13 protein-coding genes are annotated in these 16,134 nt (G+C 68.5%); 7 read left to right on the top strand and 6 right to left on the bottom strand.

What is annotated here, in order from left to right:
* Positions 1 to 13: 13 nt before the first annotated feature.
* Positions 14 to 1,483, bottom strand: a complete 1,470-nt coding sequence (locus TA3x_RS20910) for a sulfatase family protein (protein WP_435016609.1) — start codon at positions 1,481 to 1,483, stop codon at positions 14 to 16.
* 47 nt (positions 1,484 to 1,530) lie between these two features.
* Positions 1,531 to 1,923 carry a nucleotide pyrophosphohydrolase gene (locus tag TA3x_RS20915; RefSeq protein ID WP_435016610.1) on the bottom strand — a complete coding sequence of 131 codons (393 nt, stop codon included), beginning with the start codon at positions 1,921 to 1,923 and terminating at the stop codon, positions 1,531 to 1,533.
* Positions 1,924 to 2,240: 317 nt separating this feature from the next.
* Between TA3x_RS20915 and TA3x_RS20920 the strand changes: the two genes are divergently transcribed.
* Positions 2,241 to 3,269: a WD40 repeat domain-containing protein gene (locus tag TA3x_RS20920; RefSeq protein ID WP_435016611.1), complete on the top strand. Its 1,029-nt coding sequence runs from the start codon at positions 2,241 to 2,243 to the stop codon at positions 3,267 to 3,269.
* Positions 3,270 to 3,290: 21 nt separating this feature from the next.
* Here TA3x_RS20920 and TA3x_RS20925 read toward each other — a convergent pair whose 3' ends face one another.
* Complete coding sequence (locus TA3x_RS20925; RefSeq protein ID WP_435016612.1) at positions 3,291 to 3,632, bottom strand: hypothetical protein; 342 nt, start codon at positions 3,630 to 3,632, stop codon at positions 3,291 to 3,293.
* A gap of 326 nt (positions 3,633 to 3,958) precedes the next feature.
* On the opposite strand from TA3x_RS20925, the gene TA3x_RS20930 reads away from it, so the two are divergent.
* From TA3x_RS20930 to TA3x_RS20945, 4 genes are read left to right on the top strand one after another with little or no spacing between them, the layout of a single operon-like run.
* Positions 3,959 to 4,933 (top strand): hypothetical protein, encoded by a 975-nt coding sequence (locus TA3x_RS20930; protein WP_435016613.1) that lies wholly within the window; start codon positions 3,959 to 3,961, stop codon positions 4,931 to 4,933.
* An 18-nt stretch (positions 4,934 to 4,951) separates the two neighbouring features.
* Positions 4,952 to 6,526, top strand: a complete 1,575-nt coding sequence (locus TA3x_RS20935; protein WP_435016614.1) for a cytochrome c3 family protein — start codon at positions 4,952 to 4,954, stop codon at positions 6,524 to 6,526.
* A gap of 29 nt (positions 6,527 to 6,555) precedes the next feature.
* The gene (locus TA3x_RS20940; RefSeq protein WP_435016615.1) at positions 6,556 to 7,881 is read left to right on the top strand and encodes a DUF1570 domain-containing protein; all 1,326 of its coding nucleotides are present in this window, start codon (positions 6,556 to 6,558) and stop codon (positions 7,879 to 7,881) included.
* 27 nt (positions 7,882 to 7,908) lie between these two features.
* The gene (locus tag TA3x_RS20945; RefSeq protein ID WP_435016616.1) at positions 7,909 to 8,727 is read left to right on the top strand and encodes a hypothetical protein; all 819 of its coding nucleotides are present in this window, start codon (positions 7,909 to 7,911) and stop codon (positions 8,725 to 8,727) included.
* A gap of 57 nt (positions 8,728 to 8,784) precedes the next feature.
* On the opposite strand, the gene TA3x_RS20950 is transcribed toward TA3x_RS20945, so the two are convergent.
* The gene (locus TA3x_RS20950; RefSeq protein WP_435016617.1) at positions 8,785 to 10,371 is read right to left on the bottom strand and encodes a 2-isopropylmalate synthase; all 1,587 of its coding nucleotides are present in this window, start codon (positions 10,369 to 10,371) and stop codon (positions 8,785 to 8,787) included.
* Between the two features lie 447 nt (positions 10,372 to 10,818).
* Between TA3x_RS20950 and TA3x_RS20955 the strand changes: the two genes are divergently transcribed.
* Positions 10,819 to 11,625, top strand: a complete 807-nt coding sequence (locus tag TA3x_RS20955) for a 2OG-Fe(II) oxygenase (RefSeq protein WP_435016618.1) — start codon at positions 10,819 to 10,821, stop codon at positions 11,623 to 11,625.
* A 46-nt stretch (positions 11,626 to 11,671) separates the two neighbouring features.
* Here the strand turns inward: TA3x_RS20955 and TA3x_RS20960 are convergent, their stop codons facing one another.
* Positions 11,672 to 12,136, bottom strand: a complete 465-nt coding sequence (locus TA3x_RS20960) for a hypothetical protein (RefSeq protein WP_435016619.1) — start codon at positions 12,134 to 12,136, stop codon at positions 11,672 to 11,674.
* A 256-nt stretch (positions 12,137 to 12,392) separates the two neighbouring features.
* On the opposite strand from TA3x_RS20960, the gene TA3x_RS20965 reads away from it, so the two are divergent.
* Entirely contained in the window at positions 12,393 to 13,949 is a 1,557-nt protein-coding gene (locus tag TA3x_RS20965) for a hypothetical protein (protein ID WP_435016620.1), read from the top strand.
* Between the two features lie 84 nt (positions 13,950 to 14,033).
* Here the strand turns inward: TA3x_RS20965 and purD are convergent, their stop codons facing one another.
* Entirely contained in the window at positions 14,034 to 15,572 is a 1,539-nt protein-coding gene (gene purD / locus TA3x_RS20970) for a phosphoribosylamine--glycine ligase (protein WP_435016621.1), read from the bottom strand.
* Between the last annotated feature and the right edge of the window lie 562 nt (positions 15,573 to 16,134).

Here is a 16,134-nt window from a genome sequence, read left to right on the forward strand (position 1 = left end):
CCCGGCTCTTGCCTCAGCCCTCGGATCGGGCGATGTCGCGGAGCGGCGGGACCTCGTCGATGGCGTCGCGGCCGACCGCATCGGCGAACCGCCGGAGCGTCAATTCCAGGTGCTCGGCGACCTCGGGATTTTCGGCTGAGACGTCGTTCTGATCCCAGCGGTCCTCGGGCTTGCGATAAAGCTCGGGGGGGCGGGGGGGATCGTCGGGATCGACCTCGATCGGCACGATCAGGTGCCAGTGCGGGGTGCGGATCGCGAACTCCTCCACGTCCATCCCCAGGCAGGCGTAATCCCGGACCCGGGCGACCTCGCCCCGGATCAAGGGCAGCAGGTCGCGGCCGTGGGCCTTCTCGTCCGGGGGCAGCCCCAGGGCCGAGAGGACCGTCGGCAGCAGGTCGACCGTCTGCACCAGAGCGGGCTGGCGCGACCCGCCGAACTCCCCGCCGGGCATCCGCACGATCAGGGGGGTGTGGATCAGCTCCTCGTAGAGCCAGGGGCGGAACCGCCGGACGTAGCCGTGCTCCCCGAGCGGCTCCCCCTGGTCGGACGTGAACACGATCAGCGTGTCGTCGAACCGGCCCCGGGCCTTCAGGGCCTCAAACAGGACGCCGAGCTGCTTGTCCAGGAACGTGACCGCGCCGGCGTAGGTCCGCCGGAGCCGGAGCAGTTCCTCCTCATCGATCACGTCCCCCACGGCGCCGGCGGGGACGTCGATCAGGACGCGGACGTCCTCCAGGGTCAGGTCGTCGTCCTCCTCGACGAGATCCCCCTCCTCGCCGGCCTCGAACTCGTCGGGCTCGTTGGCGGCGTACAGGTCGCGGTAGGCGGGCGGGGCGTCCCACGGACCGTGGGGGCTGAACAGGTCGAGCCAGAGCAGGAACGGGGCCGGGTCGTCGCCGCGTCCGTCCAGCCAGGCGACGGCCTCGCGGACGGCCCGCGCCGCCCCGGCGTTCTCCGGGTCGTCGCGGGTCAGCACCGCCCGATTGCGGAGGAACTGCTCCCACCGCTCTTTCCATAACCCGTAGTCGGGATCGTCCTTGGGCGGCAGGCGGAGCCCCGGCTCGTCGGCCACGCGGATCCGTCCCGCCCTCGGATCGCCGGGGGGGACCAGGGGATCATACCCCAGCCCCCGGATCCACCGGACCTCGTCCCAGCCCCGGCCGAACCCCTGCCCGGCCTCGCGGAGGAGCGGGACGTCGGAGATCAGGGCCGACCGAACCCCTTGGTTCCAGAGGAGATCGGGCAAGATCGCCTCGTCGTGCCGCAGCGCCGTCCATCCCGAATCGGGGTCGGGAAATCCGTAGCGCCCGGTCCACCAGCTGCGACGTGTCGGCAGCGTGGTCAGGTTCTCGGGGAAGTGATGATCGAAGACGACCCCCTCGGCGGCGAGCCGGTCGAGATGCGGCGTCTCGATCCAGCTGTTGCCGTAGGCCCCGAGGAAGCCGAGATGGAGCCCATTGCAAGCGACGACGATGACATTCATGCCCCCGATTGTATCGCGATCCGCCCCGGGCGAAAGCCGAGCCCAACTCAGTCCCGGCGATCGGGCTCCGGGCCGTCCCGATAGGCGGTGTACTTGTCGGCCCGGCCCCGCGAGCGTTCGATCGGGTACTTGATCGCCGCTAGGTCCACCTTCTCGATTATCGCCGACGCCAGGTCGACCCCGCAGACGTCGGCCAGCCTCAGGAGGACCCACAGGCAGTCGGCCATCTCGTGGGCGACTTCGCGCCGGGCGTCCGGGTCGGCGAGGTCCGCCCGGATCGCGGCGTCGGGCCGATACCGGAAATGGTCGAGCAACTCGCCGACCTCGCTGGCCAGGGCCAGCCCGAGATCCTTGGGCGAGTGGAACTGCTCCCAGTCGCGTTCCCGGGCGAACCGCAGGACCAGGGCCTTCAACGCGCCGATCGTCGTCTCATCGTCCATGTTCGCTCCGCATCCCACCGCCCGAACCACCCGAATCCGAGCCTTGCCGCACAAAGAATGACATAACTCCCATTATCGGACGTAGGTTCTCCCGCATGATTCCGCCTATGGGCCCTCGCATCAAGGAATTTTCCTGAAATCATCGGATGAGGAGTTAGGTTGATCCGAATCGAGCCGACTTGTCACGGAGGCTATGGTCGCAAGCATGAATGTTACCCGCCACGGAAAGGTCCCCCCCTCCGATGCGACATGCCGATTGCGAGCCCACGGGCCGGAGAATCGTCCAGAAGCTGTCCTTTCAAGTCGCTGCGGGAGTCATGGTCGCCCTCGTGCTCCACCTAAGTTATGAACAGTACCAGCACGCCACACGAGGCCGAAATCGGCAATATGAGCTGCTCGCCGGAATCCGCTCGCTGACCAATGTCGCCGCCGTCGCCATCTCGGGCGATGGCCGGCTGATCGTCCTGGCCAACTACGACGGCTGCATCAGGCTCTTCCGGTGCGAAGGTCCCGCCGAGCTTCCGCCGCCGCCGAAGCAACGAGGTCGGGCCATCATCGACCTCTCGCCCGACGGGCGGATGCTCGCGATCTCTGGCCAGGGGCCACGCGTCCTGATCTGGTCGATCGATCGGGGCGAGGTGGCCCTGGAGATCGACGCCGGGGAGGTTGAGTCCCCTCGGGTGAAGTTCTCCCCCGATGGCAAGCTCCTGGCCACGGTGGACGGGCCGCGAGGCGTCGTCGAGATGTGGGATCTCCGCTCGGGCCTCCTGAACGGTCGGATCCGGGGCCCTCGCGAGGGGGTTAAAGCCTGCGAGTTCTCGCCCGATGGTCGCGTGATGGCCCTGGCGGGCCGGGACGGCTCGGTGGCCCTGCATGCGGTCGCCGGAGGGCTCGAATGCTGGCGAGTCCAGGGGCAGCCTTCATTGGTCATGTGCCTGGCATTCTCGCCCGACGGATCGCGCCTGGCTTCGGCCAGTTCCCTGGAGGGATGCGTCCGTCTCTGGACGGTCGCCGATGGGAGGCCCGTCGGGACGATCGGGGAACGCCTGGTGCGGATCCGGGCGATGGGCTTTTCCAGGCAAGGGACGCTCTTCGTGTCGACCGCGGAGGACGGCTCCCTGTCCTCATACCATGTCGCCTCGCGTCGAAGGCTGACGAAACAACAGGTCAATGCCGCCGTCTTCACGGAACTGAGCCTGGCGATGAACTGCGACCGCCTGGTGACGGGCCACGATGACGGCATGGTGCGATTGTGGGATACCTCGCGAATCGTCGAATCGATGGGAGACGATGGACCACTCGCCGAAGAAGCCCAGGAGGAATCCGGAGTCCTGGCGGAGATCTGACGCGGAGACGGGGCGGCCCCGTCATTGGAGTTTGATGTCGAACATCACGCCCAGCACGACGATCAACGCCAGCCAGATGTTCCGGGCGAGGTTGTGCGTCTCCTTCTGGAACTCCCGGTCGTCCTTGTCGCCGTAGGACAGGTAGCACCAGTCGTACCAGAAGAAGATGGGCGGCAGGATCGCCCATGCCCCCACGATGCCCTGCCCTAACGACTTTTGAAAGTTCGTCGGGGAAGCACTGGACTGGAAATAAACGCCGATCGCGAGCGATGCAATGCCGGCAACGGCCGCGATGCTCCCCATCCAAAGATTGAACTTTTGATGCCTGATCCGGTCTCTGTCCACCGCGGGATCGATTGCCATCCGTCCCTCCTTCGATGAATGGTCGGACGAGGATCATGGAACCGGCGGCCATCGTCCCGGCGGCAATCCATCGGTCGGCCGCGATACGTCTTCGGGCTTCGATGGTGGCCTGGCGGTCGGCGGATTGCAATCAGTCGATCTGGGCTCGCGGATGATGCTACGCCGCGCCCGCCGTGCCCCCGGCCGGGCCCCCTGATCTCCGATCGCCCGAGCCCGGCTTATTGAGGCACCGGCATCGTTGACACGGGTCGGCCGGGGTGTTAGATGTTCACCGGCCGGATCGATCGACGAGGCCGCGGTATCTCCGGCCCGGGAAGGGTGTTGTCGTGCTGCTCGACGGTCGGAACTCGCTGAAGCATCGGCCCTGGATCGTCTCCGTGGTCGCCGCGTCATTGATTGCGGCGGCCTGGTATGCTTTCGAAGGCTATCGCACGCGGCGATGGCCGAGCGGCGGGAGCCTGCCGGGCCTGACGCTGGGCATCGTGGGCGGGCTCCTGATCCTCTTCGAATTCTCCCTGTGGGGGCGGAAGAAGGTCCGGGCCTGGCGGATCGGCCGGGCCAGGACCTGGATGATCGCGCACATCTGGCTGGGGCTGCTCACCGTGCCGATGCTGGTGCTGCACAGCGGATTCCGCTGGGGCGGCAGCCTGAGCACCGTGCTGATGGTGCTGTTCCTGGTCGTGATCGCCAGCGGCGTCTGGGGGCTGGCGATGCAACAGATCCTGCCGGGGCGGATGCTGGAACGGGTCCCGGCCGAGACGATCCACTCCCAGATCGGCCTGGTGGCCAAGGCCCTGGAACGGGACGCCCAGAGGCTGGTGGCGGTGACCTGCGGGCCGGCCCCGGGCGAGGAGCCGGAGAAGCCGTCGCCCGAGGAGGTCGCCGCCGGCGCCCCGATCTCGCACCTCACCGTCGGGGCGGTCCAGACCGTGGGCGAGGTCCAGGGGAAGACCCTGATCACCAGGGTCCAGCAGGCCGCCGTGCCCGGCGCCGGGCCGCTCCGCGACATCTACCGCGACACCATCGGCCCGTTCCTGCTCCAGGGCAAGGCGATCCGGTCGCCCCTGAATCGCCCGGCGCTGGCCAGGTCGGTGTTCGATGATCTCCGGGCCAAGCTGCCGGCGGGCGCCCACGAGGCGGTCGGCATCCTCGAGAACTCGTGCGAGCAACGGCGCCAGCTCGACCTCCAGGCCCGGTATCATACCTGGCTGCACAACTGGCTCGCCGTCCACCTGCCGCTGTCGGTCGCCCTGGTGATCCTGATGTTCGTCCATATCTGGGTCGCCCTCCAGTACCGCTGAGCCGAGGCATCCCCCGCCATGACCATCGAGCGTGAGAGCGGCAAGGACCGATGGCAGCGGATGCCGAAGGACTACTTCAAGCATCCGGACCCGCTCCGCCGCGCCCGGCTCCGGCTCTCGGCCGTGGCCGCCGTGGCGGCCCTGGCGTGGTGGGCCAGCGGGCTCGACTGGTCGCGCGGCGGGACCGCCTCCAACGATGCCGGGCGCTATCGCGTGTCGCGCGGGCCGGTGGCCCGGGTCCATGCCGCCTGGGATCATAAGTGCGACGCCTGCCACGTCCCCTTCGCCGCGATCGATGGCCGCCCCCTGCTCCCCGCGTTGCAAAGCGCGACGGCCGATCACTCCGGGGCCGACGGCCTCTGCTCGTCGTGCCATAAGGTCGGGGTGCATCATCAGGCCACCAACGCCGAGGAGGTCCCGAGTTGCGCCGGGTGCCATCGCGACCACCGGGGCCGCGATGCGTCGCTGGTCCGGCTGGCCGACGGCGATTGCACGTCGTGCCACGGCAACCTCGCGGCCCACACCGGCCTGAAGGGCGAACACGAGCGGCGATTCGGCAACGTCCGCCAATTCGACCAGGACCACCCCCCGTTCCGTCCCGAGGCCGCCCTGTTCGTCGAGGGGCAGCCGCCCCAGGATCGCTCCAGGCTCAAGTTCAACCACGCCCTGCACATGCGGCCGGGCCTCGTCGGTCGCGAGGGCGACACCCCCTACACCGTCGCCCGGATCCCGATCGCCGCCGAACGGCCGAGGTATCGAGGCGCCGGGAAATCCGACGCCGACCCGGTCCAGCTCGACTGCGCGTCCTGCCACAACCTCCAGGCGAGCGACGGCGGGTCGAAGCCGGGCGGCTACTATGAGCCGGTCGCCTACGAGACGTCGTGCCGGGCCTGCCACGCCCTGTCCTTCGACCCCCGCCAGCCCGACCTGATGGCCCCGCACGGGGTCCAGCCCCCGGAGGTCGCGGCCTTCGTCAGGAATGCCTACGCCTCGCAGTTCCTGGCCGATGACCCCAAGCTGCTCGACAGCTTCGTGCCGACCGCCACCATCCCGGGCAAGACGCCCGAGGCGACCCGGGCCCGCCAGAGGCTTGACGATTCGGTCGCGACCGCCGAGAGCCTCCTGTTCGAGAACACGACCAATTGCCGCGAGTGTCACCACGTTGCCGGCACTGACCACGGGGTCGTCCCCGCCCAGGTCGAGCCGACCAACGTCCCCAAGGTCTGGTTCGGGCACGCCCGGTTCGACCATTCCGCCCACCGCGCGGTGTCGTGCCGCGACTGCCACGCCCGGGCCTATGCCGTGGGCCCGGACGGCAAGCCGGTCGACGGGGCCTCGACCGTCAACACCGACGTGCTGTTGCCCGATATCGCCAACTGCCGGGCCTGCCACAACCAATCTTCCGCCGAAGGGGGCTGGTTCGCCCGGGCGACCTCGGCTTCGGGCGGGGCTTCGCAGGACTGCGTCGAGTGCCATCGCTATCATGGGGGCGATCGGCCCGCGCACGGGGCCGGATCGTTCGCCCATGACGAGACGCCGGGCCGCTCGATCGCGGAGTTCCTGTCGGGTGTCACCGCCCGGCCGGGCCCCTGATCGGGCCGAAGGCGCACGGAGGCTGCCCGATGCGACGGATTGCCTGGATGGCGTTGATCCTGATGATCCCCGGCCCGCTCCGCGCCGACCTGCTGGTCTTCGCCCAGGGCGGCCGGGTGCAGTTGCCGGCGACGGTCCGGGGCGACCGGGTCGAACTGGCCACGCCCGACGGCCCGAAGACGTTTGCTCGATCCGACTTCCAGTCGATCACGCCCGGGCATGACCCGGCCGCCGAATGGCCGGCGATGCGGGAACGTGCCCTACAAGGAGACGCCGCGGCCCGGTTCGAGGCGGCCTGGTGGGCCCTGGAAAACGGGCTGACGCCCGAAGCGGTGGCGATGCTCGACGCCTCGCGCGCGGACGGCGCGGGCCATCCGCCCACGCGTCGGGCCCTGGCGATGCTCGACGCCCTGCGGGCCCCCTGCCCCCCCGCCGATCTCGGCCCGGTCCGGGAGGCGCTCCGTCCGGGGCGGTTCGAGGTCCTGGAGGGCGAACACGTCGTCCTGCTCCACCAACTCGACGCCGCGACCGCCCGCGAGCGGCTCGACGTGGCCGAACGCGTGGTGATGACCTTCTGCCTGACCCTGGCCGCGCAGGGGCTCCCGGTGGCGACGCCCTCGCGGCGGCTGATCTCGGTGTGCTTCGCCGATCGCGGCGAATACGCCGGCTTCCTCCGGCGTGCGGAGGCGTCCGGATTCGCCGATACGCAGGGGTTCTACCACCCGACGTTGCGGGCCGTATTCGCCTTCGATGCCCGGGGCGGGGAGGACCAGAAGACGCGGCGGAGGGCGCTGGCGAACCGGGCGCGCGAGGGGGCCCCGGCATCCGAGATCGATCGCCTGACGCTGCTGCTCGAACTCGACCGGCGGGCCATCGACCTGGGCATCCTCGCCCACGAGACGGTCCACCAGCTCGCCGTGGCGACCGGCATCGAGCCGAGGCCGGATGCCTTCCCGACCTGGCTCCACGAAGGGCTCGCCGCCCAGTTCGAGGTGGTCCGGGGCGGACGGTGGGCGGGCGTGGGCCGGGTCAACGACCTCCGCCTGCCCGACTGGCGGGCGATCCGACCGGCCCCGCGGCTGGCCCCCCTGCTCCGCGACGCCGGGCTCGGCCAGGGGTATCGCCGGGACCTGTACGCCGAGTCGTGGGCGCTGGTCTACTTCCTCCGCAAGACCCGGCCCGACGCGTTCCGGGCCTACCTGGACCTGCTCCGCGCCCCCGGGTCCGGGGCCGATCGCCACGCCTCCGCGTTCCGCTCGGCCTTCGGCCCCGACCTCGCGGGGCTCGAAACGGCCTGGCATCGCTACCTGGCCGAACTCAGAACGCCCTGGGAATCGGACAGCACGCCGAGATGAACGGGTCGTACCCCCAGGAACCGTCTCATGGCCAAGGCCAAGCCCAGGAAAGCTGTTTGGGAAACCGTTTCGTTCTCCGGATTCGCCGGGATGGCCTACCCGACAGACGACGGGCGATGGCTCCGCGTCGATTCCGATACCAAGGTCATTGCAGCTCTGACGATCCGAAATGAAACACGCTACGCCGAGAAGGTGGGGACTGCCGATGAGGACGGAGATTTGCCGACCGACATCCTGTCCGCCGATTTGCGACTGGCCGACCAGGACGGGCAGTTGTGGCAGGCGACTTCCACATTCGACGCCAGCCTATTCGTCGCCCAGATGATCGACCTGACCCGCATCGACACCCTTCCCTTTCGCGAGTTCGTCGCCAGGAAGCGGCGGTCGAGAACCAGGAAAATCACCGCCAACCCCGACGCTCAGCTCGCCGCCGTCGTGTTCTCGAGCGACGACCGATTCATCCGCGAGTTCGCCATCCAGACGCCGCGGGAAGAGACCGGCAAGTCGGATGGAGTCGATCTGGTGACGAAGGTCGTCCGGTTGCAATTCAAATACACGACGCTATTCTTCGACGTCTCATTCACGAGGCCGCATGCCGGCATCGAGATGTTGGAACACATGCTCGACTTGACCGTGCGCCTCCATGAGGGATGCGCCCACGATTACGAGACCTTCGAGGACATCGGCCCGCTCGTCTTCACGTTCGGCTGGGAAGTCCTCTTTCGTCATCATCTCTATGCCCGGACCCCCGCAGGCGACTGGCATGGTTCGGGGCTTCCCCTTCCCCTCATCTTCCGCTCGGTCAAGGGATCCGAGGCGGTCCAGGCACACGTCTGCGTTTCCTGACGACCGGCCGGGAGGGGATCGGCGATGCCGAATCCCCCCGGCCTTGCGTCGCGTCGCTCAGGCCCCGGCGCCCGGTCGGCCGATGACCTCGCGGGGCTGGTTCCGCTCGCGGCGGGCGAGGATGGCGTTGACGGCGTTGAGGTAGGCCTCGGCCGACGCCTCGATGATGTCGGTCGACGCGGCGCGGCCCCGGAAGGACCGGTCATCGCTCTCGACCTCCAGTTCCAGGGTCACCTCCCCCTGGGCATCCTTGCCGGCGGTCACGCCCCGGACCACGTAATCCTTGAGCGTGGCCTTGATCCCGGTCACGCGCTCGACCGCCTTGAAGATCGCGTCGACCGGGCCGTCGCCGATCGCCGCATCCTGGACGACCTCGCCGTCCCGGCGCTTGATCGAGATCGTGGCGGTGGGCACCACGCTGGTGCCGGCCGTCGTGTGCAGGCTGACCAGCGACCAGAACGCCGGGGCGTCGTCCTGGATGTGCCGCTCGATCAGGACGATCAGGTCCTCGTCGTAGACTTCCTTCTTCTTGTCGGCCAGCGCCTTGAAGTCGTCGAACAGGACGCCCAACTGGGCCTCGTTCAGGTGGTAGCCCAGGGTGTCGACGCGGTCGCGGAGGGCGTGGCGGCCCGAGTGCTTGCCCAGGACGAGGTCGGTCTTGGGGACGCCAACTTCCTCGGGGGTCATGATCTCATAAGTCGATCGGTTCTTGAGCATCCCGTCCTGGTGGATGCCCGACTCATGCGCGAACGCGTTGCGGCCGACGATGGCCTTGTTTCTTTGCACGGCCATGCCGGTGATGGTCGAGACCATCCGGCTGACCGGGTAGAGGCGGTCGGTCTTGATGTTGGTGGACAGGCCGAAATAGTCGTGGCGGGTCTTCAACGCCATCACGATCTCTTCCAGCGCGGCATTACCGGCGCGCTCGCCGATGCCGTTGATCGTGCACTCGACCTGGCGGGCGCCGACCTCGCACGCGGCCAGGCTGTTGGCGACGGCCATGCCGAGGTCGTCGTGGCAATGGACGCTGATCACGGCCTGATCGATGTTGGGCACCCGCTCGCGGAGCGACCGGATCACCCCGGCGTACTGGGTCGGCGTGGCATAGCCCACGGTGTCGGGGATGTTGACCGTGGTGGCCCCGGCCGCGATAGCCGCCTCGACGACCTCGCACAGGAAGTCGATCTCGGTCCGGGCGGCGTCCTCGGGGCTGAACTCGATGTCGGCGCAATAGCTCCGGGCGTGCTTGACGCTCTCCACCGCCTTCGCCACGACCTGCTCGCGGGTCATCTTGAGCTTGTGCTCGCGGTGGATCGCCGAGGTGGCCAGGAACAGGTGGATCCGGGGTTTCTGGGCGTACTTCAGCGCCTCCCCGGCCCGGTCGATGTCGCGGGGGTTGCAGCGGGCCAGGCCGCAGATCGAGGCGCCGGCGATCTCGCCGGCGATGGCGCGGACCGCCTCGAAGTCGCCGGGCGAGGCGATCGGGAACCCGGCCTCGATGATGTCCACGCCGAGCCCCGCGAGCGCCCGGGCCACTTCGAGCTTCTCCAGATGGTTCATGCTCGCGCCCGGCGACTGCTCGCCATCGCGCAAGGTGGTGTCGAAGATCAGGATCCGGTTCGGGTCGGCGACGACATCGGCCATGATTGGGGCTCTTGGGAACGGCGTGTCACGATCGTTCGGAAAGGACGGAGAGTCAACGAAGAAAGCCCCGAGGCCCACCGGCAGGTGGATCTCGGGGCTTCATGACTCGGTCACGCGACGGTGGCCGGACGACGAACCCTAAGACCCCACCCGGCCGGCAAGGCCGAGGGACGACCGAAGTCGAAGGTCGGAGGGAATGCGAATCATCCGGGCCAATCCAAATGAGACCATCGGGCGTGATGGTTTTCATCATAGGGGCGTCCCGGCCGGGTCGTCAAGGGGCATCGTCCCGAGGCCCGCCCGGGCGGGCGAGTTTCGATTTTGCAACGGGACGACGATTCTTCACGAGTCGGTTGGTCGTCGGCGTCGCACGTCGTTATGATCGGGATCCGTGGTGCATGCCGATCTGATATGGTGAACATCCCACGCTAATTCAGGTTGCTATCGATGAAATATATCAGTCCCATCGACCGCGAAGTGCTGCGCGACCGGGTGAAGAATTCCCATCCTGTGCAGAACTTTTGCATCGACAATTTCCTGGAGCCCGACTTCGCCGAGAGCGTCCTGGCCGCCTACCCCTCCTTCGAGGACGCCATGAAGGTCGGCAAGTCCTTCAAGGCGGTGAACGAACGGGGCAAGGTCCAGGTGACCGACTCGTCCGCCTTCGCCGAGCCGGTCGCCGAGCTGAATCGGACCCTGGCGTCGCCCGAGTTCACCGGGCTGATGTCCTACGTCTTCGACATCCCCAACCTCCTGCCCGACCCGGACCTGGTCGGCGGCGGGATCCACCAGACGGGGCCTCGCGGGCACCTGGACGTCCACGTCGACTTCAACTACATCGAAGAACGCGCCCTGCACCGCCGCCTGAATATCCTGATCTACTTCAACAAGGACTGGAAGCCGGAGTACGGCGGCAACATCGAGCTGTGGGACGCCGACGTGAAGGAGTGCCACCACTCGTTCATGCCGATCTTCAACCGCTGCGTCGTCTTCGAGACCAACGAGGTCAGCTACCACGGCGTGACCGCGGTGAAGTGTCCCGAGGGCCGGTCCCGCAAGTCGTTCGCCGCCTACTACTACACCTCCGAGGCCCCGGCCCACTGGACGGGCGAGGCGCACTCGACGATCTTCCGGGCCCGGCCCGACGAGGTCCTCAAGGGCAACGTCATGATGCCCCTGGAGAAGGCCCGGCGGCAATTCTCCTCGGTCGTGTCCGGCCTGAAGGCCGGGATCAAGAGGACGATCATGGGCTGAGGCCGACCCACCTGCCCCGCCCCGGCGACCGACGCCCGCCCGGCGATCAACGGCCGGGCCTCTTCCGCGGCCGCCGGGCCGGGGCGACCTTGGGCTCGACGACCGCCCGGTAGATCTCGGCGAGCCGGGCCGCCGCCTCGCCGGGATGCCGCGCAAGCTCGGCCATCTCCGCGAAGCTCAGCTGCGGGTTGGGGAACGGCATCCGGGCCTCGGCCTCCGCCACCGTGGCGCGGAGGCGATAGCTCGACCCTTCCCGCTCGACCCGGATCTCGCAACGCTTGAGCAAATCCAACTCGCGATAGAATGTCCGGAGCCCGAACGCCAGCCGGGCGATCAGGGCATCCCGGGCGATCGGCCCCTCGGACAGCAGCGTCACCAGGCGATGGAGCCGGGTCGCGCGCCCCATGGTGATCTGGATCGACGGCCGGCGCCGCCGATTCTTCGCATTCCGCTCCATCTCATCCTTCTTCCGCCGGCCCGGGCAGGCCTTGCCGGCCGATCGAGCGAACATCCTTGCTTGCGTGGTTGATTGATTGTCCCGTCCTTCCCTTCTAATTTGTCGGATTTTTCCGAATGGTTCAAGGGTGCGGGTTGGATCGACGATAACCAGGAAAGGTTCGTTGGTCGGTGGAGAGGTTCGCGATCCGAGGCAGGGGGCGGGCGGGTGGCCGGTTTTTGGCCTGGCGGGCGTGATCGCCGCGAGGTCGCCATCACGCCCGGCTCGCACCCGATCCGGGCCGCGATCTCGAGGAAGGGAGTCTGTTCCGATGTCGAAGTGGAATCACCCCATGCGCTCTCGGGCCCTCCGACCTTCGGCGGAAAGCTTGGAGGGTCGGCAACTGCTGGCGGCCTCCTTGACCGGCATCAACAGCGCCGGGGACCGCTGGACCCTCGACCTGAAGGGCCCGGGGACGCTGCAGGTCGTCAAGCAGGATGACGCGTCGGGCAATCCCGGGGCGTTGGATTCCGCGACCGAAATCAAGTCGATCACGATTTCCGGCACCGACAGCCTGAAGACGAAGCTGATCGGCCGGGTGGATAAGTCCGGGGTCGGGGATGGCCGGGTCTTCTTCCAGGAGTTGAACCAGAGCCCCAACATCGACCCCCTCACGTCGATCCCCCAGGGCCTGCTCTCGATCAAGATGCCCGACTTCTACCTGGGCGTGACCGACCCCACGGTGCCGAGCACGGCCACCCAGCCGGTGGCCGCCATCAACATCCCCAACGGCATCAACTCGCTCCGGTTCGGCGGGGTGGATGCGACCAAGTTCTTCGGCACCGACCCGGCCCAGGGTCCGGCCCTGAACGGGACCTCGGACCAGTTCCGGGTCACGCTCGGGCTGCCGGCCCAGAACGGCACGCGGATCGTGGTCAACACGGTCACGTCGAACGGCCAGGCCGGGACGGCCGGGACTTCGGGGGCCACGAACCCGCCGACCCAGGACAGCGTCATCTTCAACGTCTCCGGCCGGATCAACCTGTTCCAGGCCGATCAGATCAACGGCAACACCGCGGTCGCCCCGGAAGCCGCCGCGTTCCTCGGCGGCACCATCGTGGCCTCGCTGCCCGACCCCACCGGGGCGATCACCGGGCAGATCGGCTTCATCCGGGTCGGCGGCGATGCGACCAACTTCACGACGTTCACCAACGACAAGATCTCCGATTTCTACGTCGGGGGCGAGACCAACAACCTCACCGTCCTGGCCCCGAACGGTTCCCGCAACCTCAAATTCGGCCGGGGGTTGGATACGGTCTCGATCTTCTCCTCGGCGATCGAGAACCTGTACGCCAACCGGGGCGCCTTGAGCTCCCGGGTCGTCTCCGACCGGATGATCGGCAACCTGTCGATCGGCGGCGACGTGGCCAACTCGCAATTCCTCTCCGGCTACGTGCAGAACCTGACCTCGATCCTGTCGACGGCGACCACCAACCTGACGCAGCCGAACTTCGCCTCGGCCGCGACGATCCCCACCCCCACGGCCCAGAACCGGGGGCAGATCACCGCGTTCATCGCGGGCGACATCACCGACTCCGTCTTCGCCGCGTCGGTCCAGCCCTATGCCCAGGTCATCGATCCCACGGACACCACCCTGACCGCCTCGGACCAGGATGCATTCCTCCCCGGCGGCCGGATCCTGGCCAAGGTGGAGGGGGTGATCGACAACACCCTGGCGACCCCCGAGCGGCCCAACCGGGCGTTCTACGCCCAGACGGTCAAGCTGAAGAACGGCCCGGTCTCGCCGCCCAACGTGACGGAGCGCCCCTTCGGCCAGCCCACGCCGAGCCGCCTGCCCGGCATCCGCCGGCTCTACCGTCGGGGTTGAGCCCCGACCCGAAAATGGCGCACGACACGGCCCGCCCCTCGACCCGACAGGTCGAGGGGCGGGCCGTTGATCATCGGGTGCGGGTCAGGCGTCCGGGGCGGCCGTCGGGGGCGTCGCCGCCTTCAGGGCGCGGTCGGCGATGTCGCGACGATACCAGGCCCCGTTGAACCGGATCGCGCGGGTGGCCTCGTAGGCGCGGGCCTGGGCCTCGGCCAGGGTGTCGCCGATCGCCGTCACGTCCAGGACGCGCCCGCCATCGGTCACGGCGCGGGTGTCGCGGCCCAAAGCCAGCGTCGGGTCGTTCCGCAGGGACGTGCCCGCGTGGAAGACCTTGACGTCCTTCATCCGCTCGGCCTGCTCCAGGTTGTTGATCATCCGGCCCCGATCGTACGAGCCCGGATACCCCTCCGAGGCCATCACGACCGTGACCGACGGCCGCGGGTCCCATTCGAGGTTGATCCGATCCAGGGTCCCGTCGACGACCGCCTCGAACACGTCGAGCAGGTCCGACTTGAGGCGCATGAGGATCGCCTGGCATTCCGGGTCGCCCAGCCGGACGTTGAATTCGAGGACCTTGGGCCCCTGGTTGGTGAGCATCAGCCCGGCGTAGAGGACCCCCTTGAACGGCCGGCGGGCCCGCTTCAGGGCGTGGACGATCGGCACCAGGATCTCGCTCTCGACCTGCTCCATCAGCTCGGGCGTGACGATCTCGGCCGGGGAGTAGGCCCCCATCCCGCCGGTGTTGGGCCCTTCGTCATGGTCGTAGGCCCGCTTGTGGTCCTGGCTGGAGACCAGGGGGATGATCGTGCGGCCGTCGGTGAAGGCCAGGATGCTGGTCTCCTGCCCGTCCAGGCGTTCTTCCAGCAGGAGCTTGTCGCCCGCCTTGCCGTAGATCCGGCGGACCATGATGTCGTCGATCGCCACGAGCGCCTGGCGGAGGTTGTCGCAGACGTAGACCCCCTTGCCCGCAGCCAGCCCGTCGGCCTTCAGGACCAGGCCCAGGGGGCGGCCCAGGACGTAGTCCTTGGCCTCGCCCGCGGTGCTGAACGCGCGACGCTTCCCCTTCTCCTCCAGCTCGACCTGGACGCCCGGCCCCATCATCTCGCGCGGGTCCATGATCCGGTCGATCGCGTCGAGCGTCTCCTGGGCCGTGCGGCAGGCGATGGCGCTGCGGATCGTGGACCGGCCCTTGGACCGGACCACCAGGGAGACCTCGCGGGAGAGGATGTAGTGCTCGGCGTCCGGGGCCTGCCGGAACAGGCGATAGTCGGCCGTGGGGATGCCCGCCTGGCGCATCATCTCCTTGGCGAAGACCTTGCTGCCTTCCAGCTCGGCGGCGTCCCGGCGCGGGCCGAAGATCCGCAGCCCTTCCTTCTGGAAGGCATCGACGATGCCCAGGGTGAGCGGCTCCTCGGGGCCGACCACGGTCAGGCCGATCCCCTCGCGGCGGGCGAACTGGATCAGGCCACGCGTGTCGGTCGGCTCGATCGCGACGTTCTGGGCATCGGCGTGCGTCCCGGCGTTCCCCGGGGCGCAGAACACTGCGGTCACGCGAGGCGACTGCTTCAGCTTCCAGCAGATGGCATGCTCACGCCCGCCCCTGCCAATCACGAGGACTTTCAACTGCTTCGACCCCCGATGTCACCCGACGTTGCCCGACCATCCGTATTCCGTCCATTCTAATGAATCGGGCGTCTCGCGGACAGGTGCTAACCCCGCGGCCACGCCTCCTGCGGGCCGTTCCGGGCGTCGGTGGAGCCGGTCGGGCCGCGACCCGGGGCCGATCGACCGGTTCAGGAATGACCAGTCGCCGACGCCCGGCGCGGTTCGAGCCGGGCCGGCGGATCGACGTCGAACGGGGAAGCCAGCGGCCCGGCCGGACCTGGTGGGGGCCGGCCGGGCCGCTGATTTTCGCGGTCGGCGATCCGTTCGCCGGGGCGGGGCCCAGAGGGATTCCCGGCTCACGGCTTCCTCGCCGGCGGGCCCCCGATCCTCGCCCTCCCCTTTCCCCGGGGCCTGCCCGGCGGGCCGGGGCTCGCCCGGTGGGCTTCGGACTCGGGTTGACGGTCCCGGGGCATCCGGCTACCTTGCCCGCCGACTGCCCCCGACCGTCGACACACCTCCGACGTACTCCCGAGACAAGCGATGCGGGGCGATCGATGGGCCTGCCAAGGACGGCGGGCCC

The sequence above is a fragment of the Tundrisphaera macrotermitis genome, assembly GCF_051175315.1.
GTDB lineage: Bacteria > Planctomycetota > Planctomycetia > Isosphaerales > Isosphaeraceae > Tundrisphaera.

Excerpts from the sequence above, each read along its gene's own strand:
- TA3x_RS20910 (WP_435016609.1), bottom strand. The coding sequence starts at position 1,483 with ATGAATGTCATCGTCGTCGCTTGCAATGGGCTCCATCTCGGCTTCCTC.
- TA3x_RS20915 (WP_435016610.1), bottom strand. The coding sequence starts at position 1,923 with ATGGACGATGAGACGACGATCGGCGCGTTGAAGGCCCTGGTCCTGCGG.
- TA3x_RS20920 (WP_435016611.1), top strand. The coding sequence starts at position 2,241 with ATGGTCGCCCTCGTGCTCCACCTAAGTTATGAACAGTACCAGCACGCC.
- TA3x_RS20925 (WP_435016612.1), bottom strand. The coding sequence starts at position 3,632 with ATGGCAATCGATCCCGCGGTGGACAGAGACCGGATCAGGCATCAAAAG.
- TA3x_RS20935 (WP_435016614.1), top strand. The coding sequence starts at position 4,952 with ATGACCATCGAGCGTGAGAGCGGCAAGGACCGATGGCAGCGGATGCCG.
- TA3x_RS20940 (WP_435016615.1), top strand. The coding sequence starts at position 6,556 with ATGCGACGGATTGCCTGGATGGCGTTGATCCTGATGATCCCCGGCCCG.
- TA3x_RS20945 (WP_435016616.1), top strand. The coding sequence starts at position 7,909 with ATGGCCAAGGCCAAGCCCAGGAAAGCTGTTTGGGAAACCGTTTCGTTC.
- TA3x_RS20950 (WP_435016617.1), bottom strand. The coding sequence starts at position 10,371 with ATGGCCGATGTCGTCGCCGACCCGAACCGGATCCTGATCTTCGACACC.
- TA3x_RS20955 (WP_435016618.1), top strand. The coding sequence starts at position 10,819 with ATGAAATATATCAGTCCCATCGACCGCGAAGTGCTGCGCGACCGGGTG.
- TA3x_RS20960 (WP_435016619.1), bottom strand. The coding sequence starts at position 12,136 with ATGTTCGCTCGATCGGCCGGCAAGGCCTGCCCGGGCCGGCGGAAGAAG.
- TA3x_RS20965 (WP_435016620.1), top strand. The coding sequence starts at position 12,393 with ATGTCGAAGTGGAATCACCCCATGCGCTCTCGGGCCCTCCGACCTTCG.